Source organism: Breznakibacter xylanolyticus, assembly GCF_003254275.1.
Lineage (GTDB): Bacteria > Bacteroidota > Bacteroidia > Bacteroidales > Marinilabiliaceae > Breznakibacter > Breznakibacter xylanolyticus.
Window position 1 is genome coordinate 172,517 of sequence record NZ_QKZK01000002.1, and the last position, 26,283, is coordinate 198,799.

General features: G+C 49.9%; 26 protein-coding genes and 2 riboswitches. Of the genes, 3 read left to right on the plus strand and 23 right to left on the minus strand.

Going from position 1 to position 26,283, the window contains the following annotated elements; genetic code table 11:
• Nucleotides 1-229 precede the first annotated feature (229 nt).
• From LX69_RS01905 to LX69_RS01955, 12 genes are all read right to left on the minus strand, one after another.
• Entirely contained in the window at nt 230-1,288 is a 1,059-nt protein-coding gene (locus tag LX69_RS01905) for an ABC transporter ATP-binding protein (protein WP_111444118.1), read from the minus strand.
• A 172-nt stretch (nt 1,289-1,460) separates the two neighbouring features.
• Nucleotides 1,461-2,522, minus strand: coding sequence for an iron ABC transporter permease (locus LX69_RS01910; RefSeq protein WP_111444119.1), 1,062 nt, complete (start codon nt 2,520-2,522; stop codon nt 1,461-1,463).
• 3 nt (nt 2,523-2,525) lie between these two features.
• Nucleotides 2,526-3,641, minus strand: coding sequence for an ABC transporter substrate-binding protein (locus LX69_RS01915; protein WP_111444120.1), 1,116 nt, complete (start codon nt 3,639-3,641; stop codon nt 2,526-2,528).
• Nucleotides 3,642-3,919: 278 nt separating this feature from the next.
• Nucleotides 3,920-4,837, minus strand: coding sequence for a sirohydrochlorin cobaltochelatase (locus LX69_RS01920; protein WP_111444121.1), 918 nt, complete (start codon nt 4,835-4,837; stop codon nt 3,920-3,922).
• Between the two features lie 132 nt (nt 4,838-4,969).
• A riboswitch (cobalamin riboswitch) is annotated at nt 4,970-5,174 on the minus strand.
• 212 nt (nt 5,175-5,386) lie between these two features.
• The gene (locus LX69_RS01925; protein WP_111444122.1) at nt 5,387-6,142 is read right to left on the minus strand and encodes a DUF6261 family protein; all 756 of its coding nucleotides are present in this window, start codon (nt 6,140-6,142) and stop codon (nt 5,387-5,389) included.
• 228 nt (nt 6,143-6,370) lie between these two features.
• Complete coding sequence (locus tag LX69_RS17935; protein ID WP_221621245.1) at nt 6,371-6,526, minus strand: hypothetical protein; 156 nt, start codon at nt 6,524-6,526, stop codon at nt 6,371-6,373.
• Between the two features lie 140 nt (nt 6,527-6,666).
• Nucleotides 6,667-7,542, minus strand: coding sequence for an ABC transporter substrate-binding protein (locus LX69_RS01930; protein WP_111444123.1), 876 nt, complete (start codon nt 7,540-7,542; stop codon nt 6,667-6,669).
• 297 nt (nt 7,543-7,839) lie between these two features.
• Entirely contained in the window at nt 7,840-8,373 is a 534-nt protein-coding gene (gene cobO, locus LX69_RS01935) for a cob(I)yrinic acid a,c-diamide adenosyltransferase (protein WP_111444124.1), read from the minus strand.
• Between the two features lie 269 nt (nt 8,374-8,642).
• On the minus strand, nt 8,643-9,470 hold the full coding sequence (locus tag LX69_RS01940; protein WP_111444125.1) for an ABC transporter ATP-binding protein: 828 nt from the start codon (nt 9,468-9,470) through the stop codon (nt 8,643-8,645).
• The gene (locus LX69_RS01945) at nt 9,467-10,477 is read right to left on the minus strand and encodes a FecCD family ABC transporter permease (RefSeq protein ID WP_111444126.1); all 1,011 of its coding nucleotides are present in this window, start codon (nt 10,475-10,477) and stop codon (nt 9,467-9,469) included. Before LX69_RS01945 ends, LX69_RS01940 begins: the two co-directional genes overlap by 4 nt.
• A 69-nt stretch (nt 10,478-10,546) precedes the next feature.
• Nucleotides 10,547-12,460, minus strand: a complete 1,914-nt coding sequence (locus LX69_RS01950; protein WP_111444127.1) for a TonB-dependent receptor plug domain-containing protein — start codon at nt 12,458-12,460, stop codon at nt 10,547-10,549.
• A 120-nt stretch (nt 12,461-12,580) separates the two neighbouring features.
• A riboswitch (cobalamin riboswitch) is annotated at nt 12,581-12,788 on the minus strand.
• Between the two features lie 263 nt (nt 12,789-13,051).
• A complete protein-coding gene (locus LX69_RS01955; protein WP_111444128.1) occupies nt 13,052-13,525 on the minus strand; it encodes a phosphate-starvation-inducible PsiE family protein in 474 nt (157 codons plus the stop codon).
• A 316-nt stretch (nt 13,526-13,841) separates the two neighbouring features.
• On the opposite strand from LX69_RS01955, the gene LX69_RS01960 reads away from it, so the two are divergent.
• Nucleotides 13,842-15,251, plus strand: coding sequence for a glycoside hydrolase family 28 protein (locus tag LX69_RS01960; RefSeq protein ID WP_111444129.1), 1,410 nt, complete (start codon nt 13,842-13,844; stop codon nt 15,249-15,251).
• Between the two features lie 73 nt (nt 15,252-15,324).
• Here the strand turns inward: LX69_RS01960 and LX69_RS01965 are convergent, their stop codons facing one another.
• The gene (locus tag LX69_RS01965; RefSeq protein ID WP_245934915.1) at nt 15,325-15,636 is read right to left on the minus strand and encodes a YkgJ family cysteine cluster protein; all 312 of its coding nucleotides are present in this window, start codon (nt 15,634-15,636) and stop codon (nt 15,325-15,327) included.
• A 193-nt stretch (nt 15,637-15,829) separates the two neighbouring features.
• Here LX69_RS01965 and sfsA point away from each other — a divergent pair, with 193 nt between their 5' ends.
• Nucleotides 15,830-16,525, plus strand: a complete 696-nt coding sequence (gene sfsA, locus LX69_RS01970; RefSeq protein ID WP_111444130.1) for a DNA/RNA nuclease SfsA — start codon at nt 15,830-15,832, stop codon at nt 16,523-16,525.
• A 14-nt stretch (nt 16,526-16,539) separates the two neighbouring features.
• Here the strand turns inward: sfsA and LX69_RS01975 are convergent, their stop codons facing one another.
• The 5 genes from LX69_RS01975 to LX69_RS01995 form a co-directional block, all read right to left on the minus strand.
• Nucleotides 16,540-16,806: a hypothetical protein gene (locus tag LX69_RS01975; RefSeq protein WP_111444131.1), complete on the minus strand. Its 267-nt coding sequence runs from the start codon at nt 16,804-16,806 to the stop codon at nt 16,540-16,542.
• 25 nt (nt 16,807-16,831) lie between these two features.
• The gene (locus tag LX69_RS01980; RefSeq protein ID WP_111444132.1) at nt 16,832-18,100 is read right to left on the minus strand and encodes a DEAD/DEAH box helicase; all 1,269 of its coding nucleotides are present in this window, start codon (nt 18,098-18,100) and stop codon (nt 16,832-16,834) included.
• Nucleotides 18,101-18,201: 101 nt separating this feature from the next.
• A complete protein-coding gene (locus LX69_RS01985) occupies nt 18,202-18,579 on the minus strand; it encodes a hypothetical protein (RefSeq protein WP_146260608.1) in 378 nt (125 codons plus the stop codon).
• Nucleotides 18,580-18,677: 98 nt separating this feature from the next.
• On the minus strand, nt 18,678-19,814 hold the full coding sequence (locus LX69_RS01990; protein ID WP_221621246.1) for an MBL fold metallo-hydrolase: 1,137 nt from the start codon (nt 19,812-19,814) through the stop codon (nt 18,678-18,680).
• Between the two features lie 97 nt (nt 19,815-19,911).
• A complete protein-coding gene (locus LX69_RS01995; protein ID WP_111444135.1) occupies nt 19,912-20,472 on the minus strand; it encodes a TetR/AcrR family transcriptional regulator in 561 nt (186 codons plus the stop codon).
• 141 nt (nt 20,473-20,613) lie between these two features.
• Here LX69_RS01995 and LX69_RS02000 point away from each other — a divergent pair, with 141 nt between their 5' ends.
• Nucleotides 20,614-21,435, plus strand: a complete 822-nt coding sequence (locus LX69_RS02000; protein ID WP_111444136.1) for a nitroreductase family protein — start codon at nt 20,614-20,616, stop codon at nt 21,433-21,435.
• Nucleotides 21,436-21,517: 82 nt separating this feature from the next.
• Here LX69_RS02000 and LX69_RS02005 read toward each other — a convergent pair whose 3' ends face one another.
• The 5 genes from LX69_RS02005 to LX69_RS02025 all read right to left on the minus strand — a co-directional run bounded on the left by LX69_RS02005 (nt 21,518) and on the right by LX69_RS02025 (nt 25,633).
• On the minus strand, nt 21,518-22,036 hold the full coding sequence (locus LX69_RS02005; RefSeq protein WP_111444137.1) for a hypothetical protein: 519 nt from the start codon (nt 22,034-22,036) through the stop codon (nt 21,518-21,520).
• Nucleotides 22,037-22,200: 164 nt separating this feature from the next.
• Nucleotides 22,201-23,124, minus strand: a complete 924-nt coding sequence (locus LX69_RS02010) for an alpha/beta hydrolase (protein WP_111444138.1) — start codon at nt 23,122-23,124, stop codon at nt 22,201-22,203.
• A gap of 155 nt (nt 23,125-23,279) precedes the next feature.
• The gene (locus LX69_RS02015) at nt 23,280-24,365 is read right to left on the minus strand and encodes an SGNH/GDSL hydrolase family protein (RefSeq protein WP_111444139.1); all 1,086 of its coding nucleotides are present in this window, start codon (nt 24,363-24,365) and stop codon (nt 23,280-23,282) included.
• 62 nt (nt 24,366-24,427) lie between these two features.
• Complete coding sequence (locus LX69_RS02020; RefSeq protein WP_111444140.1) at nt 24,428-24,931, minus strand: pyridoxamine 5'-phosphate oxidase family protein; 504 nt, start codon at nt 24,929-24,931, stop codon at nt 24,428-24,430.
• A 156-nt stretch (nt 24,932-25,087) separates the two neighbouring features.
• Nucleotides 25,088-25,633, minus strand: coding sequence for a class I SAM-dependent methyltransferase (locus LX69_RS02025; RefSeq protein ID WP_170124195.1), 546 nt, complete (start codon nt 25,631-25,633; stop codon nt 25,088-25,090).
• Nucleotides 25,634-26,283 lie beyond the last annotated feature (650 nt).

Below are 26,283 nucleotides of genomic sequence, written 5' to 3' on the forward strand. Positions count from 1 at the left end.
GTATCAAGATTTAATGTCGTTTAGTGAGTGCATTCGCAGAATAGATAAGAGGATGATAAGACTAAAGACAGACAGATTAGATTGAAGAGACGAAGAAAACAGATCTAAACATCCGTCTTCATATCATCCTCGATCTCATCGTCTCACGTCTTCTTATCTTATATAAGTATCAAGACACAAGCACAAGACTGATCATGTCAATCATCAGTCTTGTACTTGTTTAGCCGGACTATATGATTGCATCGTTCGATACATTCATGTGCTTCGCCATCGGCATTGAAGCCATGGCATCGACCACTTGTGACACCACCCGCTCGACGGAAGGCGACACCAACAGCGGATGCGCATCGTACATCACCGCGAATTCGGGAACATCGATGCCACGGATGTCGATCCAGAGTGCCTGACCGCCGCCATAGCCCACCGTGCGGATGCCCAAGCGAGCCAATGCGCGGCGCAACAGCACATAACCAAATCCATGGCCCTTGACGGCAATGTGATGCCGATAGGGATGCTGAATCTGAAACAGCCCCGTGCGAATGTCGAACTCGATGCCCGATTGCGCAAACATGGCAGCAAAGGCATCTTGCAGCATCAAATCCTCGGGGCTGCCGGTCACCAGCGGCCTGTCGGGCTGCAACAGCCACAGTCGGTCGGCCATTTGCAAGGCCAGGTCGAGGTCGTGGGTGGTCATTAATATGCTGACGCCCTTATCGGAGCAGAGCGAACGGAGCAACTGCATGATTTCGACACGCGCCGGCAAATCGAGGAACGCCGTGGGCTCGTCGAGCACAATCAAGGGCGTTTCCTGCGCCAGCGCCTTGGCGATGAGCGCCTTTTGTCGCTCCCCATCGCTCAGGCTGGTGACGGTTTGATGACGTTTGTGCCAGATGCCCGCCTGCTGCATGGCCCGACAGGCAATGGCCACATCATCACTCCCCAGTCGCCCCATGAAGCCGGTATAAGGACTTCGCCCCAGCTGCACCAATTCGGTAACGGTGGCATTGGGAATCTCCACCCGGTCGGTGAGCACCACGGCCACCAGGCGCGACATCTCACGAGCCGACAACCCGGCCACTTCGCGTCCCGCAACGGACACGTGCCCGCACAATGGCTTCAGGAATCCGCAAATGGTTCGCAGCAAGGTACTCTTGCCCGTTCCATTGGCACCCAACAGGCAGGTCATCTGCCCCGATGGCAACGTGGCATCCAACCCCTGAGATATGGTTTTCACCCCCTGACCGGTGCGATAACCGGTGGTGAGATGAGACAATTGGCAAATATCCATGTGTTTATTATAAAGCCCCCTAATCCACCGAAGGGGGACTTGGGATTACTTCGTCATTGTTTTAAAAGTGTAATTGCCCTTGTGCATGCCTACACTTTTGCACTCCTCCACTTCTCCACTTCTCCACTCCTCCACTTTCCTGCTTTGCCCCTTTGCCCCTTTGCCCCTCTCTTCACACACTCCGCCGTTTCAGGATCACCGAAATCACCACCGGAGCGCCCACGAATGCGGTCACCGAATTGATGGGCAGGGCACTCTCGAGCCCCGGCAGGCGCGACAGGATGGCGCACAATAGCGCGGTACCCGACCCGATGAGGCCGGCAGCCACGATGAGCGTCAAATGGTTCGAAGTTCGAAACGTGAGCTTGGCCAAATGCGGCACCGCCATGCCAATGAAGGCAATGGGGCCACAGAAAGCCGTGACCACAGCCGTCAGCAAGCCGGCGCCCAATATCACCAGCAGGCGCGTCCGGCGGGTGTGCAGCCCCAGGTTTTGCGCATAGCGGTCGCCCAAGGCCAACAAGTTGAGCGGTTTGCTCAAAAATACCATCATCGCCGACACGGCAACGGCAACACCCCCAAACAGGATGGCCCGTGGCAACGACAAGCGGTTGAAGCTGCCCAAGCCCCAGATGACGTAGCTGTGCACATCGGCCTCGAGGCTGAAATATTTAAACACCCCCACAATGGAATTGGAGAGATACCCCATCATTACGCCAATGATGAGCACGGCCAGCGAACCGGCTACGCGACTGGAAATGGTCAGGATAATCATCAGCACCCCCAATGCTCCGGCCAACGAAGCCGCAATCACAGCCATATCGCCCCAAAAGGGCAGGCCGCTCAATGTCAATCCAAACATCTGCCCCGACAACAGCACCACAAAAGCCACGCCCAGGCTGGCACCCGAAGAGATGCCCAACACCGAAGGTCCCGCCAGTGGATTCTTAAACAGGGTTTGAAGCATCAACCCGGCAATGCCCAAAGCCATGCCGGCACCCAACGCCACGATGGCCTGCGGCAGGCGCGTTTGCATCACAATGTTGGTATACACCGCATGATCAGTGCTTCCGCGGATGATGATTTGCCACACCTGCGCTAAAGGGATCGACACAGACCCCAATGCCAGGTTGGTCATAAACAACAAAAACACCAATCCCGCCATCGCGACAAACAACAGTTGGGAACGATGACGGGCTGACCTGGGAGTCGATGATGTTTGGGAAATATCCATCAATTACTCTTGTATGCGTTGATAATAAACCGGCTCATGCGCGGGCAGCAATTCCGGGTGGAAAAAATGAATGTAATCGGCCAGCATCACATGCGGCTTCACCGGCCCTTGTTCGTAATATGCTTTTTCAGCAATGTTGCAATACAACACATTCCCTTTCTCAAAAGCATTAAAGTGGCCGTAGCGGGCATCTTCGGCGGCCAGCTGTTCCCGCGTCAAATCGCCGGGCGTATTGGAATAGATGCGCCAGAAATCAGCCTTGGCCGCGCGCTGGTACACAATTTCAAAATCGACGGCCGTGGCGCCACGGTTGTCATCATCGGCAAAGACATATTGCGCGCCGGCATCGCGAAAGTAGTGGGCATAAAAGCTTCGTCCCCCGGGCACATACCAGGTTCCTGATTTCATTTTGCCGGAGAACACGGAGGGACGGTGCGGTGCTGTGGCGGCCAATTGTTTGAGGTGGTCGTATTGTTGAGCAATGTTGGCAAACAACGAGTCGGCCAATGGCTTCTTGCCCACCAAACAGCCCATCATCTTCAACCATTCGGCGCGCCCCAGGGGATGCTCCTCCTCGTAGGCCATCATGGGTACCAATGGCAAGTTGAGCTGCTGCAGCGCTTCGTACCCCCCGGTTTTAAATGGCGACACCAACACCACATCGGGGGCCAATGCCAACAGAGCTTCGGTGTTAAAGTTTCCCTCCTTGCCCACCTTTTGGATGTGCCCGTCATGGATGAGAGCATTGACTTTGGCATTCATCAAATGGCGGCTGCTGTTGATGGCCACCACGCCATCCACGGCATCTAATTCAATGAGGTAGGCCATGTAAGTGGACGACAGGCAGGCAATGCGCCGGCACGGTACCTTCACGGCCGTGACCCCGGCGGGCGGTGGCGTGTCGTCGTCCATGAGTGCCAGCGTGGCCATCACCCTCAGGGAATCGCCGGGATCGACAATGCGCAAGAGTTTGCCCCCCTCAATGGGGGAGATGCGAAAGCCGCGGGCATATTGCAACGTCTCGCCCTGCGACGTCTGCGTGGCATCGGCGGCTGTGCGTGGCCGGCAGGCGGTTGTGATAAGAATGACGAGGATGAACAGGTGAATGGGGCGTATCATATTTATTTCAGGTTTAAACGCAGAGGCGCCAAGGTGCGGAGATGATTTGAAAGTTTGCAGAGAACACAGAGGCACTGTGACACAGAGCCGATGGAATGAAGCAGGTGCCCGGTGTCAATGTCGTTTAGTTAGTTTATTCGCAGATGAGACTGATGACAGACAGATTAGACTAAAGAGACAAAGAGAACAGATCTAAACAACTCTCTTCATCTCATCATCAGTCTCTCAGTCTCACGTCTTCTTGTCTTAAGTCAACGATATTGCATCTTTCATCCCCATCAATGCTGAAGGCCCAGTTGATCGATGGCCGCACGGAGATGTTCCACCCAAATATCCACCAGGGCATCGACCTGTCCCAGTCCTTTGAGCATGGGGCGGGTGGTGATGCCCGATTGGTTGAGGATGTTTTCCCAGCTCTGATCGTCCTTGCCGGTCATGTCGTTGAGGGCATGGTCGCCGGCCACGGTCATCAGGGGCACGAGCCAGGCCGTTTTCACTTGCCGGTCGATGAGTTTCTGCTTCACATCCTCTAACTCGGGATAGCCCTCCACGGTACCGATGAACAGCAACGGGTCGCGCTGTTGCAGGTAATATTTCAAGCCCGGATAATAGATGTTGGAAGGATGGTGCGTGCCGTGACCCATGAAGAGCACCGCCTCATCGCTCTTGCGGAAGGATGCTGCCCAGGCCACCAGCGCATCGGTGGTTTTGAGCATGTCGGGATGGGTGCACAACAGGGGGTCGCCCACGGTTACACGCGTGAGCCCCTTGGGAAGCCCCTGCAGGGCATGGACGGTGCGCAGCAAGTCGTGATACTCGGCGCCGGGAATCACATGCAGCGACTGCACAGCCACATGAGTAAAGCCATCGTCGGCCATGCGGGCCAATGCCGAAGCAGGCGAGTCGAGCTGCTGACCGGCTTTGGCGAGCTTGCGGCGCACCATGGCCGAGGTGATGCCCCAACGCACCTCCATGCCGGGGAAGGCCGCTTGTACTTTTTCGGCAATATGGTTGTAAGCCTGTTGCGCCTCAGGAATGCTGGTACCAAAGGCAATGAGCAAAATGCCCGTCTTGGGAGTCTTTTCTTTTTGTGCCATGATGGGGATAGATAAAAACAGTGTAACAATCAAAGCCGATAAAAGGCGCATCGAAGGCCAACGTCCCGTGGCCATTCGACAAAAAACAGTGGCATGCATTTGTCAATGATTTAAAGGTTCACCCCCACTGCGGGATTGCATGCACGGAAATATGAAAACGAGTCGGCTGGATAATGCCCCACCAAGGCATCATGTGCAAACAACGGCTTCTAAACCCGGAAGCAAGTCACGTATGAGGAACAAATGATGGCAGGTCTTCTGACTCTCCCTGCTTTTAACGCCTTCCCGGCAATTGCCAGTGGCTGCATTGGTTAAAAGCACGTTTCAAATTGCTTTGAAACAGGATTACAGCAGCGGGTACTGTCCGGGATTCTCACCCGGTTCCCTTGCAAGCGCCCCCGATGGGCTACGCTTTACCATGATTCAGGATGCAAAGATAGAAGGAGTTTTGATGTGTAAAAGATGTTTAGAAACATATTCAGTGATCAGTTAGTAGTGATCAGTCAGCAATTAGCCGTCATCGTCGATGAATAGGCAATATAAAAAAACAGGATATCAAACACTCCAATAAATCATGTAGAGCCGCAAAAATACGCAGAGCACCCCGTTGGAGTGCCCTGCGCAAAGTGTTTGAACCCACATCAGCGGTCAATCCTGTGAACCGCTGGCATTGGCGGCTGTTTGTTCGGCCGTTTTTTTATTGCGCGATGTGCGATGATCGGCAATTTGGTTATGACGTGCGGTAAGCGTGTTAATATCGGTGATGAGCGCATTTAAAGCGGCGTCGGGATGCAGAATGGCATGCGCCGACAGATGGCTATTGAGGTCACGAATGGCTTGCACCAACCCTGCACGCAACTCTGTCGTGGGCGTGTGCTTGGTGTCGGTGACATTGCCCACCCGGGTTAAATAAACCTCTTGAAATTGGTTATTGACCAACCGTAACTGATCAATCCAAGACATCAGATGAAGCGTTTCGAGAGCTGAAATCAATGCTGCATTAGTTGCCAAATCATTAAGCAAACTATTAATCGATACACTCTCGGCCTCGTAAGGCAGACGAGCAATGCCACCATATTTATCAATCGCAGCAAGCACCTGTACCGCAGCTGATGAGGTATTTGAATCGAAGTGATAGGTCAAACCTTCGGTGGTGGTACGAAAGCCGACAATCAAACGATATCGTTCCATATCGAGCACCGCCAAACGGCCACTGTGTTCGTTGGCCTGTTCCAATTTAAAGTTCTTGTTAAGCGCTTCGGCAGCATTTTGCACGGCATCCACCTGCGGGTCGATGGGCGATGGCGAAGGCTGCCGCTGACGGCAAAACATCACCACATTGTAAGCATAATCGAGCAAATCGCCAAGCAGATACTTGGCCAAATGAGGAATTGAAATCTTCATGATTCTTAAATTTTGAATAGGTTAATAATTTAACAACTGAGCTCCAACACGAGACTCGGTTGTTAAAAATATGAAAAATCCCATTCATTTTCCCATCGGCAAACAAATTTGTTAAGATGAATAAAAAATAGAGCCAACGCAATCAGTAGAATGATGCCTTATGTGCCGATAATGCCCCTTTTAAAATATCAAATGCCTTGCTGTATCATGCAGCAAGGCATTCATACACTACAAACGGGTTGCTGCATCGTGCAGCAAGCTGTTTGCACTTATCAAACGGGTCGCTGCATCGTGCAGCAAGGTGTTTGCACCTGTCAAACGGGGTGCTGCATCGTGCAGCAAGGTGTTTGCACCTTTCAAACGGGTTGCTGCATGGTGCTGCAAGTTGTTTGAAGGTTCACAACGATAAAAATCACCATCTCACCATCTAAACACAGAAAAGGACATCTGCCCTGCAAGCATCATCATCCCCAAAACGGTGTCTCAGCACCTCTTGGCTTAAATGATTAACCTGACCACGAACCTCACTCAGGGTAAAACAGACTCACAAGCAATGCCAACCCATCGACAGTGCGGGGACCGTTGATTTCGAGCAGGTCTTTGTTGATTTCGTACACCCTATTGTTCTTCACAGCCTTCAGTTGATTATAGGGTGTTTGGGAGCAAAAGGCCTCTTTCCACCCTTGGCGCAGCATGATGATGTCGGGGTTTTGGGTCATCAGCTTTTCCAAACTGTAGTTCCAGCCCTGCGAGTCGGCGGCAATGTTACGTCCCCCCGCCAGGGTAATCAGGTGATGAATAAAGGTGTCGCCACCACCGGTGAAATCACCGTTTTTGCCAAATCCCACCACATAATAGACCGAAGGCATCGGTCGCTCCTTGGGGATGGATGCCAGGATGGCAGTTTTGCGCGCTTCCATGCGGGTGATGAGAGAATCGGCGCGTTCCACACAGTCGGTGAGCGCCGCCACATCGCGAATGGTCTGGTAAGCCCCGTCACTGGAGCTTTGGTGAAAGATGCGCCGGGTGCGGATGCCCAAACGGTTCAACTTGTCGGACACCTCGCGCTTGAAATGGGTGGAGGTGAGCACCACATCGGGCTTAAGGTCGATGATGGTTTCAATGGAGGGATCCATCACGCTGCCCACCGACGCCACCTGTTGCGATGCCTCGGGATATTTACAGTAATCGGTGCGCCCCACCAGTCGATACTCTTGCCCCAGGGCAAATACCACCTCGGTGAGCAACGGCGCCGAACAGATGATGCGATTGGCCACAAAAGGTTCAGCAGTCAAAGAATCGGTGACACAACCACCCGCCGGCTTCGACGGACTGCCACACCCCACCATCATCATCAGAATGATGAAGAGGAAATAACTACGTTGGATAAATGATGACATGTTTTATTAGTTTAGGAGTGGAGAAGTTTAAAAGTGGAGGAGTGGAGAAGTTTAGAAGTTTAGAAGTGGAGGAGTGGATGAGTGGAGATGTTTAGGAGTTTAAGAGTGGAGAATTTTAAGGCAGTGCACTCTTAAACTCTCCTGCTTTCTTTGCTTTGCAAAGCGACTACGTCGATTAGTCACTTTCTTGCTTTGTGGCTTTGCTACTTTGAGTATATACTCTTACACTTTTACACTCTTGAACTCTCCTGCTTTGCTATTTTGCTACTTTGTTTCTTTGCCCCTTTACCCCTCTCCTCAAAACTCAATTCCGGGAGCCGCCTTCACGCCTTGCTGATAATGGTGTTTCACGCACTGAATGTCCGACACGGTATCAGCAGCATCCATGATGGCCTGGGGGGCATACCGCCCGGTGAATACCAGATGAGTGTGCGCGGGCTTGTTGCGCATCAGGTCAATGGCCTGGTCGGTCGAGATGAGCTCCTGCCCCACAGTTTTATTGAAGTTGAAGATGTGATTCACCTCATCGAGCACCACCAGGTCGTACTCACCGCTCATGATGCGCTTGCAGGCCATCGCCCAGGCTTCGGCGGCCGTCTCCAGGCTCTTTTGCTTGTCGGCCACCCAGGTAAAACCGGCGCCCATCTGGTAGTTCTCTACCCCCAGCCGGTCGAGCATGCGCTTCTCGCCATATTCCGAGTCGGGCGACTTGATGAACTGAATCACGCACACGCGCTGATCGTTGCCCAAGGCACGCAGCACCATGCCCAGTGCCGAGGTGGTTTTTCCTTTACCGTTGCCGGTTAATATGATATTGAGGGATGTTTTCATGGTTTAAAAAGTATCAAGATGTGAGTATCAAGACGCAAGACGATGAGTTGCATTCAACTTCGTGCTATGGGTGGAAGGGATAGACATGGATCGTTTCAGGTGGTGATGATGTGATATGTGGCGGGATTTCAAGTTTTTTTGTCCACGAATTGCACGAATTTGGAGTTATGATGACTGAAAGATGGCACTCTTGCACTTTTTCACTTATGTACTTTTGCACTTCTCAACTCCTCAACTCCTCCACTTCTCCACTCCTCCAAATCTGCATGTTACTTCGCCCCCACAGCCTCCGCCTGCTTCTCCAATGCGCCAATGGTATCGGTCACAGGCATGGCAGGCAACAAGCCGGGCAGGGCATCGGCACCGGTCGATGCCCAACGTGTTTTCACGCGATACACCTGCTCAATGACTTTGGGAGTGAGAGTTTGATAGGGTTCGCCATGTGCCACGATGGCGCCGTTGCTGAGCAGCACCACGCGGTCGGCATAGGCCAATATCTGATTAAAGTCGTGCAACACGCACACCACCGTTGTGCCCTGCGTCACGCACAACTCCCGAAACAAATGCAGCATGGCCGACTGATGAAACAGATCGAGCTGCGAAAAAGGTTCGTCAAGGTAAATGAGCGGCGTTTGCTGCATCAGCGCCCGGGCAATGACCACCCGCTGGTATTCGCCGCCACTGAGGGTCAGCACCGACTGCTCGGCCAAATGCAGCGTGTCGGTCAACGACATTGTGCGATGGCACAGCTCACGGTCGGCAGCCGTCACGGCAGCAAACGTGCCCTGATAGGGATACCGCCCCATCATCACAAACTGCCGTGCCGAAAAATCGAACCCCGCATGACTCTGCTGGGGCACATAGGTCTGCATGCGGGCACGGTCGCGATGCGCGTACTCCGCCAACGGCTGCCCATTGAGCCACACCTCGCCCGTATGATGCCGCTCAATGCCACACAAGCACTTGAGCAAGGTGCTCTTGCCCGACCCATTAGGTCCGGCCAGGGCGTAAAACTGCCCCCGCTCAAACACATGGTTGATGTTGTTGAGAATGGGACGGTCGTTGATGCAATAATGCAGTTGTTTGACGGTGATCATGTATTTTGATTTTTACGCAATAACATCCAAATAAAATAGGGAGCGCCAATGCATGCGGTGACACACCCCACGGGCAGCTCAACGGGAATGGCAATGGTGCGTGCCAGCGTGTCGCACATCATCACAAACCATCCGCCGGCCAATGCCGAAAAGGGCACCAACCACCGATTGTCGGGCCCCAGCAACAAACGGCTCACGTGCGGAATGATGAGCCCCACAAAACCAATCACCCCCGATGCCGACACCACAAACGCAATCATGAGCGCCGATACCAGCAGCACCAAAAAGGTGGTCAGCTTTACCGCAATGCCCAGCGAATAGGCCGTGTCGTTGCCCATCGACAACACATTGAGCCGCCCCGACCATATCATCAGCAACAGCAGACCCACCGACACCGGAATGCCGGTGCTCACCACCTGTTGCCACGATGCGGCGTTAAATCCGCCCATGGTCCAAAAGATGATGCCCTCGACATTGTTACGGTTCATGGCAATGAGCAACGACACCACCGAGGCGAACATCATGCTCATGGCGATGCCCGTGAGCAATAGCGTGCGCTGATCGAAACGGCGACTGTTGAACCCAAACAAATAGATGATGCTGATGGCAACCATAGCGCCGGTAAATGCCGACAGGCTGATGCCAAACGAGGCCGTGATGCCGGTGACGATGGCAATGGCCGCCCCCACCGAAGCGCCCGATGACACGCCCATCACATATGGGTCGGCCATGGGATTGCGAAACAAGGCCTGCATGGCGGCTCCCACAGGTGCCAAAGCCGCTCCCGCGATGAACGCCAACACCAGGCGTGGCAATCGAATGTCGAACAATATCAAGTGCGTTGACGCATCCTCCGGGTCAACTGATCCGGAAAACACGTTCCACATCGCCTTGATGATTTCAATGGCCGGGATATGCGACGCACCCACCGATGCCCCCACCACTGCAGTGATGACAACCCCGAAAAGACTCCAGACGATGGCGGCACGTTTGTTTTTAATCATCATGTAATGGGTTTTAATTCAGCTTATGCGTCGGTTCAACATAAATGGTAGCATCAAGATGCAAGCATGTGCTTACATCAATCTCACGGCCAGCGTCAGCAAATATTGCCGCCCGGGCATGGGATAGTATTGACGGTTTTGATATTGTTGATCGGTGAGGTTTTGCACCTTCAAGCCGATGTTGAAATCGGCCGTCGACAGCGCCACGCTTTTATAGATGCCACAATCGTACACCACATAGCCTCGCAGGTAATCAGAGTTGGCTGCATTGACGGGCAGCTTGCTCGATTCGGTACGGTTGACCAGCAATTGCAACCCGTTGTATGTGCCCGTCACCGACAACGAGCCCTTGTGCATGGGGACGTATGACAGGTAGTTGTCTGTTTTGGGATCCCGAGCATCCAGATAAGTATATCCTCCCCGAAGGGCGATGCTCTGCTGCTCAGTCCCAAGGGTGAGCACCCCTTGCGCCTCAAAGCCTCTGATTTTAGCCGAATCAATGTTCATCACCGTGTACATGCCATCCTCGCGAGGTGCCCAATTCATCCAGTTCTTCATGTCCATGCCAAAGAGCGAGGTTCCTGCTTCCAGCTTCACGCCATCCGATGCAAGCTTCAATTGCAAACCGGCTTCGTAGTTAATGCCTTCTTCGGGTTTCAAATTGGGGTTTCCAACGGCGTAGCTGCTCACCCAATACAGGTCGTTGAACGATGGCACGCGATAACTGGTTCCTGCTTTGGCCACCAACGCCAGCGGACCAACGATGGCCTGATGGAGCCCTACCGTCCAGGTAAAGGGGTATTTCTCCATTTCGATGTGTTCCAAACGTCCGTTGAGGGTCACCCGTGTGCCGCTCTGGTCATTCTGATAGCGCGTCGAACCGAACACCGCACCGCGGTTCCGCTCGTTCCAACTGCCGTACGATGACGATTCGCAATCTTCGTAAGTGTAGTGCACGCCCATATTGAACGACAACTCGTCCGCGGGATTCACCGTGGCTTCGGCTTCCGTGATCCAGCTGTTGCCATCGGTTTGGGTATCTTCGCCGGTCGATGGCTTGGTATAATGCGTGCGGGTGGTCAGCAAAGCCGTGCGAACAGCCGTGTTCACAATGCCCTTGCGATAACTCCATTGGGTTGATGCGCGGTAGTTTTGATCCAACTGCAGGGCATCGGCCGTTTTCTTACCCACCACATCTTTCACGGTGGGAGCAATTTGGCGGTTCACATCCTGAAACCATAGATGCACTTGCAACGAATGAAAGGGATTGATGCGAATGTGATGATCGCTCATGAGCTCAAACTGATGGCGGGCAGCGTTCACCTGTGTGGTGTCCACATGAGTCACCTCCTTGGTCTTGGGATTGAGATAATCGGCTTGGTACGCAAAGTCATTATCGGCCGTTTCGTACATCAGGCGCAAGGTGCCTTTATAATTAGGGTTGCCCCACTGCACCATCGATCCGCCCATGTAGCGGCCATAGCTTCCCATGCCAACATTCACCCGTGCCTGATTGGGGGTTCCAATCATCGGCTTGTTGTCGATGTATACCACACCGCCGGCGGCACCGCTTCCAAAGAGAGCCGAGCTGCTTCCGGTTTCAATCTGCACGTTATCGACCATGAATCCCTGAATGGTGGCCACATCCACATCGTGACCGCTCACCCCTTGCAGGTTAAAGCCGTTCCAAATCACGGGTGTGCGCTTAGAACCCAGCCCGCGTGCCGACACCGAAGCCGTCCCTACGCCATAGGCATCTACATGTAACGTTGAATTGTGCAATAAAATATCACCCAACGTTGCCGCCGGGTTACGCTGAATATAAGTGGTGTCGATGGCCGAACCGTTGCTGCCGGCATTGAAATAGAGCATGCGACGCTCCTTGACGCTAAACTCGGGCAACACAAACATGGTGTCGGTAATTTGCCCCAATGACACCCACACGGATGTCAACATCAAAACAAGAATGGAAAAAATGAACTTCATGATTACAAATAATTGATTGAAACAGTAAATTATTTGTAGCCGAAGAGCATGAAGGCAGCAGAAACAGAGAAAGAGCTTTCCGGACAGCCCGACCCGATTCTTCGCTTTTCATCCCGAAAGCTACGAACGAATGTTGTGGCAGGTCTTCTGACTCTCCCGGCTTTAGCGCCTTCCCAAATCAACGGTGATTCAGTGGCATGCGTTGCTAAAGTTTTTTTCGCCATTGGCGAACAGGATTACAGCAGCGGGTACTGTCCGGGGTTCTCACCCGGTTCCCTTGCAAACCGTTTCAGAGCGAAACAGTTTTACCATAACGGCGGCAAAGATAGAAATAGGTGGTGGAGTTACAAAAAGGGAGCACAACCTTTTATCGAATTATTCCTTCGCAAACGGAAGGCTTTCGACCAACGCAATATCTATCAGAAACGCTAAAACACGATGGTACAAAGATTCTTGTTAAAATGCCACACCGACAATCGGGATGATGATTGCAACGAATTCGCTTGAACATCCAAGATATAACCCGATATTGCTCAGCTTCACTTCGCTTTTGCGTTTAATTATAACCAATGTCACTCTTTAAATCGACACTCAATCATTTTTTTTGGGCGTATTAGGACATTCCTTCTTCTCAGGCAGTCCCCGTTTAAGGTCATACCGCAACAGCCCGGCTTTCTTGATTAAGAAATAAGCCAATGCCAATGCCGCAATCAACACCCCAATGCCCATCAGCATCACACCCGACAAATCCTCAATCTTAATCACTACGACCTTGCGGGCAATGGCAATGATGGCCACCAACACCACCACCTCGACATGCACAATGCTCTCACGAAAATAAATCTTGATGGTCTCCAGCAACTCAATGCCAATAAGGATGAGCAGGAATGCGCCAAACAAATCGGGCAATGTATTCAAATCGAGCAACAAATAGCCATTTGACTGAAAACTCTTCAGCAAATGATATCCCAATTCAATGGTGGCAATCACCAACACAATGGCCATCATCGCAATGAGGGTCCACAAAATAAAACGTTCAAGTTGTTTGGCCAAACGATGGATCATGAGTCTGAATGATTAATTGATCATATATAGTATCATAACACCCTCTCACACTTCTTTGTTGCATACCACAACACAACAACGGAGGATTGAGCCCATTAAACATACGAAAAAATGGTGTAAAAATTGACCTATTTAAGATACCAGACCGTCACAAAGCCGACAATACGACCTTATAACACACTCATAAATAAACCCATGACAAACCATCGCCCTCAACATGAACATTTCTCCCCGATAGAGATATCATTCGGACACACTATATTTGTTTAAACACAGACTAATCGCAAAAGCAAAAAACAAATAACAAACATAAAAGATGAAAACAAAATCGCTTATTGTCTTGATATGCATGCTCATTGGGGTGAACACATCGGCACAATCAACAAGCACCCCGTGGGACGAAGCTCAAACCATTCTTTCGAACATCAAAGCCCCCACATTTCCCAACAAAGATTTTCTCATCACCCGTTATGGCGCCAAACCGGGTAGCGCAGCCATGAAAGCCAACACCAAGGCTATTGCCAAAGTCATTGATGCCTGCTCCAAACAAGGAGGCGGCCGCGTGGTGGTGCCTGCCGGCGAATGGTTCACCGGCCCCATCACCCTCAAAAGTAACGTCAACCTGCATATCTCCGAAGGCGCCGTGCTAAAGTTCTCAAACAACCCCATGGATTATCATCCATTTGTAGAGACCCGATGGGAAGGCATGGACTGCATCAACTACCGTCCGCTCATTTATGCTTATCAACAAGATAACATTGCCATCACCGGCAAAGGCACTCTCGACGGACAAGCCACCGACGAAACCTGGTGGTATATGAAAGGAAAAAAGGAATACGGTTGGAAAGATGGCCTCAACAGTCAAGAGCATGGCGGTGGCCGCGACCGGCTCATGCAAATGGTGCTCAGCGATACCCCGCTGGCTCAGCGCGTGATGACCGAAGCCGACTGCCTGCGCCCACAATTCGTAAGCCCCACCAAGTGCAACAACGTGCTTATCGAAGGAGTGAGCATCATTCGCGCACCATTCTGGGTAGTTCACCCTTTGTTCTGCAACAATGTGACGGTGCGTGACGTGCACATCAACAGCCATGGCCCCAATAATGACGGATGCGACCCCGAGTCATGCAAAAACGTATTGATTGAAGGCTGCTCCTTCGACACCGGCGACGACTGCATTGCCATCAAATCGGGTCGTAACAACGACGGCCGCAACACTCCCATCCCATCCGAAAACATCATTGTGCGCAATTGCGAGATGAAAGACGGCCACGGTGGCGTGGTCATGGGCAGCGAAATATCGGCCGGGGTACGCAATGTGTTTGTTGAAAACTGCAAAATGGACAGTCCAAACCTCGACCGGGTGATTCGCATCAAATCGAACACCGTGCGCGGCGGTGTGATTGAAAACATTTTTGTGCGAAACGTTGAAGTGGGACTGTGCGTCGAAGCGGTGTTCCGTGTGGAATTTAAATATGAGAAAAAAGAAGGCACCGGACCATTCCTGCCCGTGGTGCGCAACGTGGAGATGCGCAATGTCACCAGCCACAAAAGTAAATATGGTGTTTACATCGAAGGGCTCGATGAGAGCATCCAGATCTCGGACGTGAAATTTGTGGATTGCCACTTCGAAAACGTGCAGATTCCCACCAAAATATCGGGCGCTAAAAACATTGTGTTCGAAAACTTCAACCTTAACCTAAGCGAGGTGAAGGTGGCCAAGTAAAGTCCAATCGCGCAACAACTACAAGCAGATGCTTTCATGGATGAAAAGTGAAAGCATCTGCTTTTTTATGTCATTAAGCTTTGCGTATACACCCGACCACCTCTTTGATGCGCAATGCATTCACCCCTTCCAACTCACCCAGAATGGTCAGCGCCTCTTCGCGGCAACTGCCGCACACCAGAGGATCAGCCTTAAACCCGTCGCACACCGATGGCCGATCCGGCGAATGAAAGATGCCACACCGTAAGTCATCGGTCAAATGAATACACTTTACACCCCCCGGTTTTCCATGGGGCATGCCCGGGATGGGCGATGAGATGGATGGCATGATGCAACATGCGCCACAGTTTTCTCTACAATCCATTGTAATGGTTTCTGATTTCATGCTTCTCGTTATGGTCAGTCATCTCTGGTGGCAGGGTATCTTATATGAACTTGCTAAGGATTAAATAAAACAACAAGTAAGTCCCATTTAATCCATAACATGAAACAAGAAACAATTACCCTCACCGAGAAAACCCGAAACTAATCTTTATTTTCGGGCACAAAAGTAACAACCCTTCTTAAAAGGACAAACAATGCAATTTACTTCCCCCCTCACCCATGGCACACTCATCCGGCGCTACAAACGCTTTTTGGCCGATGTTCGGCTCGATGATGGCACCATCGTCACGGCACATTGCACCAACAGCGGTTCCATGAAGTGCTGTATCGAAGAAGATGCCGAGGTATACCTGTCGCCGGCTGCTGATCCCAAACGCAAAACACCGTTTACCTGGGAGATGATTCGCATCAACGGGAAATGGGTCGGTATCAACACCTCTAACCCCAACCTGTTGGTGTATGAAGCCATCAAAAACCGAAGCATTGCCGGTCTTAATAAGTACGATCGCGTTACCCGGGAGGTAAAATTTGATGAAAGTCGGCTTGATGTGCTGGCCGAAAACGACACCGAACGTTGCGCCATCGAAGTCAAAAACGTCACCATGAAAGATGGCGATGCTGCCCTCTTCCCCGATGCGCGCACCGAAAGAGGCCTCAAACACCTGCATACACTCATACGCCTCAAGTCGCAAGGACTGCGAGCCGTGATGGTGTATGTGATTCAACGCACGGATGTCACTGTCTTTGGTACCGCCGATAGCATTGACCCTGATTATGCCAATGGCTTAAAGGAAGCCATGGCTGCTGGGGTTGAGGTGTTTCCCATTCAGGCCGTTGTGTCTCCTGAAGGAATTGAATTAGGGGCATTACTCCCGTTTGTCACCCAATGACCGCCACCAACAGCTCACTTCCTTTTGACATAATCGGCATAAAACCGATACCCTAGCCATCCGGCAATCGCGATAACGATGATGCCCACCGGAATCCCCCAAATGAACTTAAATATCAGCTTCATGAGCGACCGTCGACCGTGCACATGCACATCGTCGAACAGGTGCGGATACAAAAGCATAGCGCCACCCAACACCAGGCAGCCGGCCAGCAACAACAAATCATTCAGTTTCGATTGCAACGTGGCGTCAGGCTCCTCGTCTTGGGTCATCATGGTCATAGAACGGTAAGTTTAAGCCAACAGATCATCGGGAGGCATGCCCCCGAGTGATGATTTTCTTTTGAACAACAGCTTTGGGAGGATTAGGATGCCCCCCTTTTTGTTTTGCAGATACCGACGAGCGTTGTGGTGTGGTCTTTTGTGGTGTTATCTCACCCTCAGCCATGGGAAAAGGATGTTCCTCCACAACAGGAATCCGTTTAGCAATCAATTTTTCGATATCACGCAGATAAGCCTTCTCCTCTCCATCACAAAACGAGATGGCAGTTCCTTTCGCACCGGCTCGTCCCGTACGCCCGATACGATGCACATATGTTTCAGGCACATTGGGCAAATCAAAGTTAATCACATGCTCCAGCTCATCCACATCAATGCCTCGCGCAGCAATATCGGTTGCCACCAACACTCGTGTCACCTGTGATTTAAAATTATTCAACGCATTCTGACGGGCATTTTGTGCCTTGTTGCCATGAATGGCTTCTGCGGTAATATTATAACGACGCAATACCTTCACCACTTTGTCAGCACCATGCTTGGTGCGCGAAAACACCAGCACCGTACGAATTTTATCACTTTGAAGCAGATGTACCAACAAGGCATTCTTGTTGCCTTTATCGACAAAATAGATTTGCTGATTGATAATATCGGCCGTTGACGACACCGGAGTCACTGTCACCCGGGCTGGCTGATTGAGGATGGTTCCCGACAGCTTTACAATTTCAGGAGGCATGGTGGCTGAGAAAAACAACGACTGACGCTTGGCCGGCAACACCGCCAGCAACCGTCGGATGTCATGAATGAACCCCATATCGAGCATACGGTCGGCTTCATCCAGCACAAAGTATTTCACATCACTAAGCGACAGGCAGCCTTGATTCATCAGATCGAGTAAACGACCGGGAGTAGCCACCAAAATGTCCACTCCGGCACGCAGCGTGTCAATTTGCGGCTTTGCATTCACGCCCCCAAAAATAACGGCTGCCTTCAAACCGGTGTAACGACCGTAGGCTTTGAAACTCTCGTCTATTTGAATGGCCAGCTCGCGCGTGGGTGTAACAATCAGTGCGCGTATCTTACGTTTCTTTTCGTTTGGATGATTTTGAACCGCTAACTGCAGGATGGGAATGGCAAATGCTGCCGTTTTTCCGGTTCCGGTTTGTGCACAACCCAATAGGTCTTTGCCAGACAGTATTTGTGGTATCGCTTGCGCCTGAATGGGAGTGGGAGTTGAATAACCTTCTTCTTTTAAAGCTTTTAAAATGGGGTCAATCAGGTTTAATGATTCGAATTGCATGTATGATAATAAAATTGAAAAATAAGGTGCTTAAAAAAATAAAACCTCGCACCAAAAGTGGCGCAAGGTACACATATCTATTCAATAATAACGTGATTGATTCAATTATCGTCCTTCACCGTCACCTCAATCGGCTGCAAACGTGCGGCACGCATCTTCCGTAACATCAGAAACAAAAAAGTGGCTTTCAGCAATACCGCCTTCACGACCAAAGCAATCCCGATGGCCGAAGCCGGATTGACCTTGCGTACATATATCCCCAACGCCAGCATCACCAACCCGGCAGCCAGATACACCAGTTCAATGCCGGGCTTGAAACGCCCCTGGCGAATGGCCACAACCAAATAACTCACTTTTAACGTACCACCCAACGAAAAGAAGAGTGCGGGTGGCGGAAATTCCACGCCAAAAATACGCAACATTAAGCCGGCCCAGATATTGACCATGCCCGCATACAGAAGCCATTTATATTTTTTCACGATCTTTTAATAACGATTTTAACTTATCATAAACCCAATGCGACAAACAACTCGTCTCTCTTGAAATCATTAAACAACCCGACACCCAAAACGGTTCATTATTGCGTAGCATCACATTCAAATGCCAACGTATTTTCCTGCACATTGCCCGCACGCATCATCGGTACCGATGCGCCAATGACGGGTGATATCATTGGAAGTGATTGCTCCACGGCCATAGCCGAGACCCGACGAATCGGTTCATCCCAGTCGTGATTGGCTAACTGAAATTTCCCCCAATGAACGGGAACGAAACAAGCCGTTTGCAATTCAATGGCAGCCTTTATCACCTGATGCGGCATCATGTGAATATATCGCCAGCTCTCATTGTACTGCCCGCACTCCAAAACCGCATAATCAAAAGGGCCATGTTCACGCCCGATGGCTTCAAAATGCGAATCATAGCCACCATCCCCACTCAAAAACAGATTCAGCGTAGGTGTCTTTACCACAAACGACACCCAAAGCGTCTGATTGCGCTTAAATAAACGCCCCGAGAAATGACGTGCCGGCGTCAACACCACTTTAAATCCGGATTCCAACTCATATCCGTCGTACCAATCACCTTCAATGATTTGTTCCGGCGAAAACCCCCAATGTTCCAGGTGAGCCCCAACACCCAATCCGGTGATCACTTTCCCAATGCGCGGCCTCAGCGTCCTTAGAGTAGCGAAGTCGAGGTGATCCCAGTGATCGTGCGTAATGAGCAGGTAATCGATATCGGGCAAATCATCGGGCTGATACACATCACTGCCCGGAAAACTGCGCGTGGTAAACGATACCGGCGATGCATGATCCGATAATACCGGATCCACCAAAAATCGTCGCCCTCCCGATTGAAAATAATATGCCCCATGTCCCAGCCACACAAAGCAATCGGTTGCCTTATGGAGACCCCGCAAATCAATCTTGACCGACGGCACCGGAGCATCCGGCTCACGACGGGGATTCCCTTTGATGAAAAACTCAACCATCGTCTTCCACACACTGGCATCTTCGGCAAAAGCCGGAGTCGGACTCAAATTCATAAACTGTTGACCGTCGTAATGCGGCGACTTTCGGATGCGCTCCAATCTTTCCCCCTCTGGCAACTGACCAAACTTGGGCATCCGTACAAACATCCACCCCGAAAAAATTAACCCACACATCAATAATACAACGATGTACAACATCCGATTTCCTTTTTCTAATTTCATAAACCGATTTAAGCACGTGCAACAGATACTCACTTGACAATGCCCTGCGATCCACCCACTGGATTCAATTCAGACAATAAATGATTAACTCATCAAATCAACCAATCATGTCCCACATCAAATCAAAAGTACGATTCACCAATTCATCCCTTTGTGTCTCATCCAAATCGGATGATTCCAAATAAAGATAAACACCATCAATATGCGACGAAATCAGCGACAAAAGCAACGACAACGGCAACGGTTTCACCACACGACCGTCTATGGCCTGTTTTAAACAATCAAGAAGCGGGGCTGAGTATTTTTCCCTCACCCCTTGTGACACCTTCATCAAATAGGGAGAAGTCACAAACTGACGGGTAAACTGATACTCACACGGATGGCTTAAAGCCCACTTCAACCACGCCATATACAACTGCTTAAAGTATTGACGAAGCGTCATCTCCTCTTGTGGCAACAGATGTGTACACGATGCCAAATGCTCTTTAATATAGATATAAACTGCAACCACCAATTCGTCCTTCGTTTTGTAATAATGAAACAACGTTCCGTTAGAAACGCCTGCCGACTGAGCTATTTTGCTCGTGGGTGTTCCGTGAAATCCATATTCCACAAAGAGTTTCAACGCAGCCTGCAATATCTGTTCCTGTTTATCCATTTATTTTATTTAAGATTGACTAATCACTCCACAAAAATAGTACTTTTATCGCATCATTCAGATGATGCACTCCTGATTTATTTCACACCACAGGCATACCATTAACAGAATGATCGATAAAACTCACCTCATTAAAACGACATGAACCAACTGAACATCAACAACGATGCCTGCACTCGATGCGGGGCTTGCATTGACTCTTGCCCGGTAAACATCATCGAAGCCGACGACAACCGCTTCCCGCTCCTTACCGCCCAACGCAATGCCTATTGCATTCAATGTTTCCATTGCGAAGCCGTTTGCCCCACGCAAGCACTCTCTCATCCTGCCGCAACACAGGGAATGAGCGACGTCAAACAGAGTGAACACTCTATTTCAGCCCATCAATTGGGGCAATATATGCAACAACGCCGTTCCATTCGACAGTTTAAGGCACAAAAAATCACCCCCGACACATTGCAACAAGCCATGGATGCGGTACGCTACGCCCCCACCGGCACCAACAGACAACTCAACCATTGGATTCTCATCAATGACGATGCACTGATTCATGATCTGGCAGATGGAACCATTCAATGGATGCGTCAGGTGGTTGCTGGTGCCCCCGAGATGGGTGCCCGTTACAATTTTTCAGCCATCATCGCCAATTGGGAAGCCGGTATCGACCGCATCTGTCGCCATGCTCCCCATTTGGCCATCTGCTACACCCCCACAGCACACCCTGTCGGTTCCAAAGATGCTGTCATCGCCACGGCTCACCTCGAATTGTTCCTGCCTTCAGTGGGTATTGGTAGCTGTTGGGCTGGCTTTTTAATGATTGCCATTGAGCAAATGCCGCTACTAAAACAACGCCTTGGCCTCACAGCCGACCATACTGTGCATGCTGCCCTCATGCTGGGGTATCCAAAGTACAAATACAAACGCATCCCCGCTCGTGATGCAGCCAAAGTCATCTGGTTATAAAAAACGAAACGGGTCGCCCATCGTGAGCGACCCGTTTCATTAATCGGATTATAATGTTCCTCTCTCAGTAACCCAGAACCACTTACTCAGCCTCCACTTGCACGGGTGCATTCGAAGCACGTTCCTTGGCTCGCAGGAATAAAGTTGACACCACCAAAACCAAAGCTAGCGCTGCCACATAAATCATCCGCCGTACAAAACGCGTGTCGTATACCGAAGCATCACCATGACGCGCTTTGATGATGAACACCACGATTAAAGCTATAATTAAACCAACGCCGCCCACCAAACTCATGATGGATGCCCCCGGAAAATGATTTAGATTAAACAGGATGCCAAAGACAGAAACACTCATCAAATAAAAAACCACCCGATGCATGAATCGATCAAATGCCGTTATATTCTCGCCCTCCGGGTCGGCAAACGCTTTCACAAAATAGAGCAGCCCCAGTACCGATAGGGACACCATCAACAACACGTTGATATCAAAAAAGGTTTTCAACGCCATTCCCAGCAGGAAAAACACCAGGACAACCATTTCAATTCGTTCAAAAATTGGATTCAACCAATTCCCGATTTTCTTCATTTGTTCGTTCTTCATCGTCTGTTTTTAAGCCCCTAATCCCCATAAAAAGGACTTGAGGGGTGTTTCGCAATATTTTTAGAGTCAAGCATTGATTTCCGTTGTCACTTTGCACCGTTGATACTTTGCTGATTAGTTTCTTCGCTCATCGCATTCGTCCCAATAACTCACCAAAGCACGTCTCAAAAAATCCCATGCGCCTTCATCCACTTCTCACAAGCCATCGGCCAGGTCGATTCGGTATTCGTTGAACGCCCCAAGCCATAACCATGACCTCCCGTTTCATACAAATGCAGTTCACAGGCCACATCATGTTGTTGCAGAGCCATCGCATAACGCACACTGTTTTGAACAGAAACTGCGCCATCGTTCATCGAATGCACCAAAAAGGCAGGCGGCGTAGTCGCATTCACCTGCACCTCATTAGAAAACAAACGAACCTGTTGTTCGGTCGGATTTGCCCCCAACAAATTCTCTCGCGAGCCGGCATGGGTAATGGCAGCATCCATCGAGATTACCGGATAAATCAGCAGTGAGAAATCAGGACGAGCACTCACACCTTCTGTAGCCTCATAAACCACCTCATCGTATCGCGTGGAGGCTGAAGCGGCCAAATGGCCACCTGCCGAAAATCCCATCACCCCCACATGAGCTGCATCAATGTTCCATTCAATGGCATGCTGTCGCACCAAACGAATGGCTCGCTGCACATCCTGCAATGGCCCGATGCTTTTATCACTCATGATGGCATCGTTGGGCAACCGATATTTCAACACAAAAACCGTCACACCCAATCCATTGAGCCAACGCGCAATTTCAACACCCTCATGCCCGATGGCCAACAAACCATAGGCACCTCCGGGACATACCACCACCGCTGCATGACGACGCCCATCACCCGGTGCCGGATAATAATCCATCACAGGATGTGCCACTCGCATCATCTTCACCCAATTGTCGCTTGAATCAACAATTGCCTCATATCCCGGCACATCTTTACTTCCCGGCACACCATCGGGCCACAAAGGCTCGTGATGCGTCTGACCTGTCAGCATCGTTATACCCGCCAGCAGGCACATGATACTGAATGATAAAATGGTTTTCATAAGCCTTTATTAAGCACCCTAATCCACTAAAGTGGAACTTTGAATGAGTGGCACTGATCTACTTCTATACTTATCTTCGCTTGAACTCCTGTATTCTGGTCCTTTCGCACTTTTGCACTTTTATTCTTTCGTACTTTCAAACCACTGGCAACGGCTCACTTCCCTCCAAACAAGCCCTTATCCTCAATAAAGCCAATCAACTGTTTGGCCATTGCCTGTTGTTCACTGACACTGGGATGACCATACGAGTTTTTAAAGGGAAAAAACAACGTGTAAATCTTATCATCGCCTAGTGAATTCACGGCCGAAGCAATATACCCCGGCCAGAAGGATCCTTCACGAGTCGCATCCATGCTACCGAGGGCACAAATGATATTGGCTTTCGGATATCGGGCACGAATGTCACCCACAAAACGACCATACGCTGCGATGATTGCAGAAGAATCGGGTGCCTGACTACCAAATCGCGCCACAAACTGCTCATGTTCGGGTTTATTGACAAGCCATGAATCGTTTTGAAACAGATTAATCACCACCACATCAGGTACATATTGCGAAAAATCCCACTGCGAAAGCGAATCAGTTGGGTCGGCTCGATGGTACATCTCCCCCATCACCATGGGAAACCAACTCACCGTGATACCAATTCCACTCTTTCCGATGCAATGGTAAGCAGCATCAAAATGACGTGCGGTGATGGCAGCATAAGTCTCATAGTTGTTTTGAAAATAACCATACCATCTATCCTCTCCCGCAAAATCTTCGTTGGCATAACCACAGGTGATAGAGTTACCGTAAAACTCAATCCGGCGCTGTTTGGCCGGTGCAGGCGGCAACACTTTTCCTCCCCGGGTCACATCAAAACCATAAAAAAGCGTCTTTCCCTTATCCCATTCGGTTCGTTTGAACAACGTCACCTCATGTTCCCCCTTTTTTAACCCCGCAACCAAGGTATAGCTTCGCTTTTCGTTATCCGGGTGAATTTTGCCTACAACTTTATTGTCAACAATGACATTGTAATAGTTGGCAGTATCCAAATCCTGCAACGTTGCCGACACTCCGGTGCCCTTAAAACGAATGGTCACCGAAGTGCCCGGCCACGACAATTCCGCCGCATCGGCGCGATTGACAATACGACCTTCATAACGTATTTGAGCATGATCAAAACCAATCGTTGGTTTTTGGGCTTGCGCAACCCCCAATAACATACAGGCGGCTACAAACAGTGATTTATTAAGCATTCTATTTCAATATGTAAATTAATTAACACAAACGACATCCGGCAACAAATTGATATCATCAATCATTCAACCATCATTCTTTTACACTTCCCCGACCATTCCGTCACTTGCAACCGAATGATTTCGGTACGATGAAACGATTTTTCAGCATATTTCATCCCCACAGCTTTGTCGTGAGGCGAATATTTATCCAACAATAAAGACAATGCCTTCATGCGCTCGGCATCCGACAAGCCACGATGAGCCGTACACTGCAAAACAATACTTTCGTACTCGGTGGTAAACTTATCGGAGAGCACGTTTGTCTTGCCCACCACGCAAAATGACACGCGAGGCTCCTTTTCCATACATTGCAATTTGCGCCCAACCGGGGCACAATGCACGTATAAACTTTGATCGCCATCCCACACATAGTTCACAGGAATACCATAAGCACCCTCGTCCGGACAACTCATCGACAACGTGCCATACTCCCCACTCCGGAGAAGCTCTGTTGCCTTCGCCTCATCTAACAACCGATCCTGCCGACGCACCTTATCGTTATGATAATTCGTTACTTCCATCATTCAACAGTTCATTTTTCTGTGGTAAAGATAGCACACGCCTTTAATCCTCATGATCCCGAGTCTCAAACAGTGCCCATTTTTCTGGCAATGATGATCAAATCCGTCAGAAAAGAACCATCGGGTTCCGGATAAGCCTTCCGCTCAACGGTCAACACCTCAAAACCGGCTTCCGTCAAACAGCCCATCAAATAATCCGCCTGATGATAATAAGACATACACACGCTCTCCGTCACTGAAACTGGTGGTCTCAAAGCCTGATTTTTCATTGTCATCTTCCATCGTGCTCAGATAAAACACGCCCGATGGCTCCAACAAATTGGCAACATCTTCGATCAATGCTTTTAATTCGGCTTTAGACAAATAAGGAGCGCAAAACCCGCACATCACCCCGTCAAATGTGCGATGAATGCAACCAATGGATCGACAATCCATCACCTCAAAATCGCCTTGCGGATAATTCTTCCGAGCCAGATCAATCATATTGGGAGCCAAATCGATTCCGGAAATCCTAAAATCAGGCCGCTTCACCCCCATGTAACGCGTTACATTGCCCGGCCCGGTGGTAATTTCAAATATATGAGCGCCTCGCCGTGCTACCAGGCTGCAAAACTGATCGTACGTGTCGTGATATAAATCCATCTCCATCATTTTTTCTTCATAACGCTTCGCCGCGTTGTGATAGGTGGTGACGGTTTCTTGCATTCTTGATTCAATGGGCATTATACAGTTCAAGTTAAAACCTTAATAAATTGAAATCTTTAAAAGCGAGATGTAGTCTCATGATTTAAATTGACTAAAAAAAAGATGGCTATAAGCCTTCTGCCTCCTTTAATCAATCAGCATCGAATATAATCATAAAACAATTCCGTAATATAAACATGTTAAACAACATCAATTTGGCTTTGCCGAGCAGAGATTCTCATGGCTCGTTTCTTCAGCACATCATCCGTCAAATCGTCTTACGTCTTTACCTCAAAAATAAACGACATTGATTTACAATACTCGATGCAGAAAACAGCTTCATCTGCAACAATCACAACCTCATCATGCCTATGTATCTGCCATCGCACATGTCGATGAACGTATCACTTACCATTTTTCAGCATTCGCACACCAATCATCTCCCTTCGATCAATGTCTCTTTCGTTTCAACACCCTATTTCGATGTGTTAGCTAGCAATTCCGGGTACTGCAATACCTCGATGAGACCATTTCGACGCATCATTCGACACCTGCAAACATTCATGTTGGATTGTAAATACTCAATCACGAGCTTGCAACAGGATGATGCAAGCGCTTCAATACATCATTAGCAGCCTGCAAATGCATGATTTATGTCATTCGGAGATCGA

Coding starts and splice junctions, on each gene's coding strand:
- LX69_RS01975 (WP_111444131.1), bottom strand. CDS start 16,806: ATGACCATGATGACCCAAGACGAGGAGCCTGACGCCACGTTGCAATCG.
- LX69_RS02015 (WP_111444139.1), bottom strand. CDS start 24,365: ATGCTTAATAAATCACTGTTTGTAGCCGCCTGTATGTTATTGGGGGTT.
- LX69_RS01960 (WP_111444129.1), top strand. CDS start 13,842: ATGAAAACAAAATCGCTTATTGTCTTGATATGCATGCTCATTGGGGTG.
- LX69_RS02025 (WP_170124195.1), bottom strand. CDS start 25,633: ATGCAAGAAACCGTCACCACCTATCACAACGCGGCGAAGCGTTATGAA.
- sfsA (WP_111444130.1), top strand. CDS start 15,830: ATGCAATTTACTTCCCCCCTCACCCATGGCACACTCATCCGGCGCTAC.
- LX69_RS01945 (WP_111444126.1), bottom strand. CDS start 10,477: ATGATGATTAAAAACAAACGTGCCGCCATCGTCTGGAGTCTTTTCGGG.
- LX69_RS02010 (WP_111444138.1), bottom strand. CDS start 23,124: ATGAAAACCATTTTATCATTCAGTATCATGTGCCTGCTGGCGGGTATA.
- LX69_RS01925 (WP_111444122.1), bottom strand. CDS start 6,142: ATGAAGATTTCAATTCCTCATTTGGCCAAGTATCTGCTTGGCGATTTG.
- LX69_RS02000 (WP_111444136.1), top strand. CDS start 20,614: ATGAACCAACTGAACATCAACAACGATGCCTGCACTCGATGCGGGGCT.
- cobO (WP_111444124.1), bottom strand. CDS start 8,373: ATGAAAACATCCCTCAATATCATATTAACCGGCAACGGTAAAGGAAAA.
- LX69_RS01930 (WP_111444123.1), bottom strand. CDS start 7,542: ATGTCATCATTTATCCAACGTAGTTATTTCCTCTTCATCATTCTGATG.
- LX69_RS01965 (WP_245934915.1), bottom strand. CDS start 15,636: ATGAAATCAGAAACCATTACAATGGATTGTAGAGAAAACTGTGGCGCA.
- LX69_RS01980 (WP_111444132.1), bottom strand. CDS start 18,100: ATGCAATTCGAATCATTAAACCTGATTGACCCCATTTTAAAAGCTTTA.
- LX69_RS01990 (WP_221621246.1), bottom strand. CDS start 19,814: ATGAAATTAGAAAAAGGAAATCGGATGTTGTACATCGTTGTATTATTG.
- LX69_RS02020 (WP_111444140.1), bottom strand. CDS start 24,931: ATGATGGAAGTAACGAATTATCATAACGATAAGGTGCGTCGGCAGGAT.
- LX69_RS01955 (WP_111444128.1), bottom strand. CDS start 13,525: ATGATCCATCGTTTGGCCAAACAACTTGAACGTTTTATTTTGTGGACC.
- LX69_RS01915 (WP_111444120.1), bottom strand. CDS start 3,641: ATGATACGCCCCATTCACCTGTTCATCCTCGTCATTCTTATCACAACC.
- LX69_RS01920 (WP_111444121.1), bottom strand. CDS start 4,837: ATGCATGCCACTGTTTTTTGTCGAATGGCCACGGGACGTTGGCCTTCG.
- LX69_RS01995 (WP_111444135.1), bottom strand. CDS start 20,472: ATGGATAAACAGGAACAGATATTGCAGGCTGCGTTGAAACTCTTTGTG.
- LX69_RS02005 (WP_111444137.1), bottom strand. CDS start 22,036: ATGAAGAACGAACAAATGAAGAAAATCGGGAATTGGTTGAATCCAATT.
- LX69_RS01940 (WP_111444125.1), bottom strand. CDS start 9,470: ATGATCACCGTCAAACAACTGCATTATTGCATCAACGACCGTCCCATT.
- LX69_RS01910 (WP_111444119.1), bottom strand. CDS start 2,522: ATGGATATTTCCCAAACATCATCGACTCCCAGGTCAGCCCGTCATCGT.
- LX69_RS01905 (WP_111444118.1), bottom strand. CDS start 1,288: ATGGATATTTGCCAATTGTCTCATCTCACCACCGGTTATCGCACCGGT.
- LX69_RS01950 (WP_111444127.1), bottom strand. CDS start 12,460: ATGAAGTTCATTTTTTCCATTCTTGTTTTGATGTTGACATCCGTGTGG.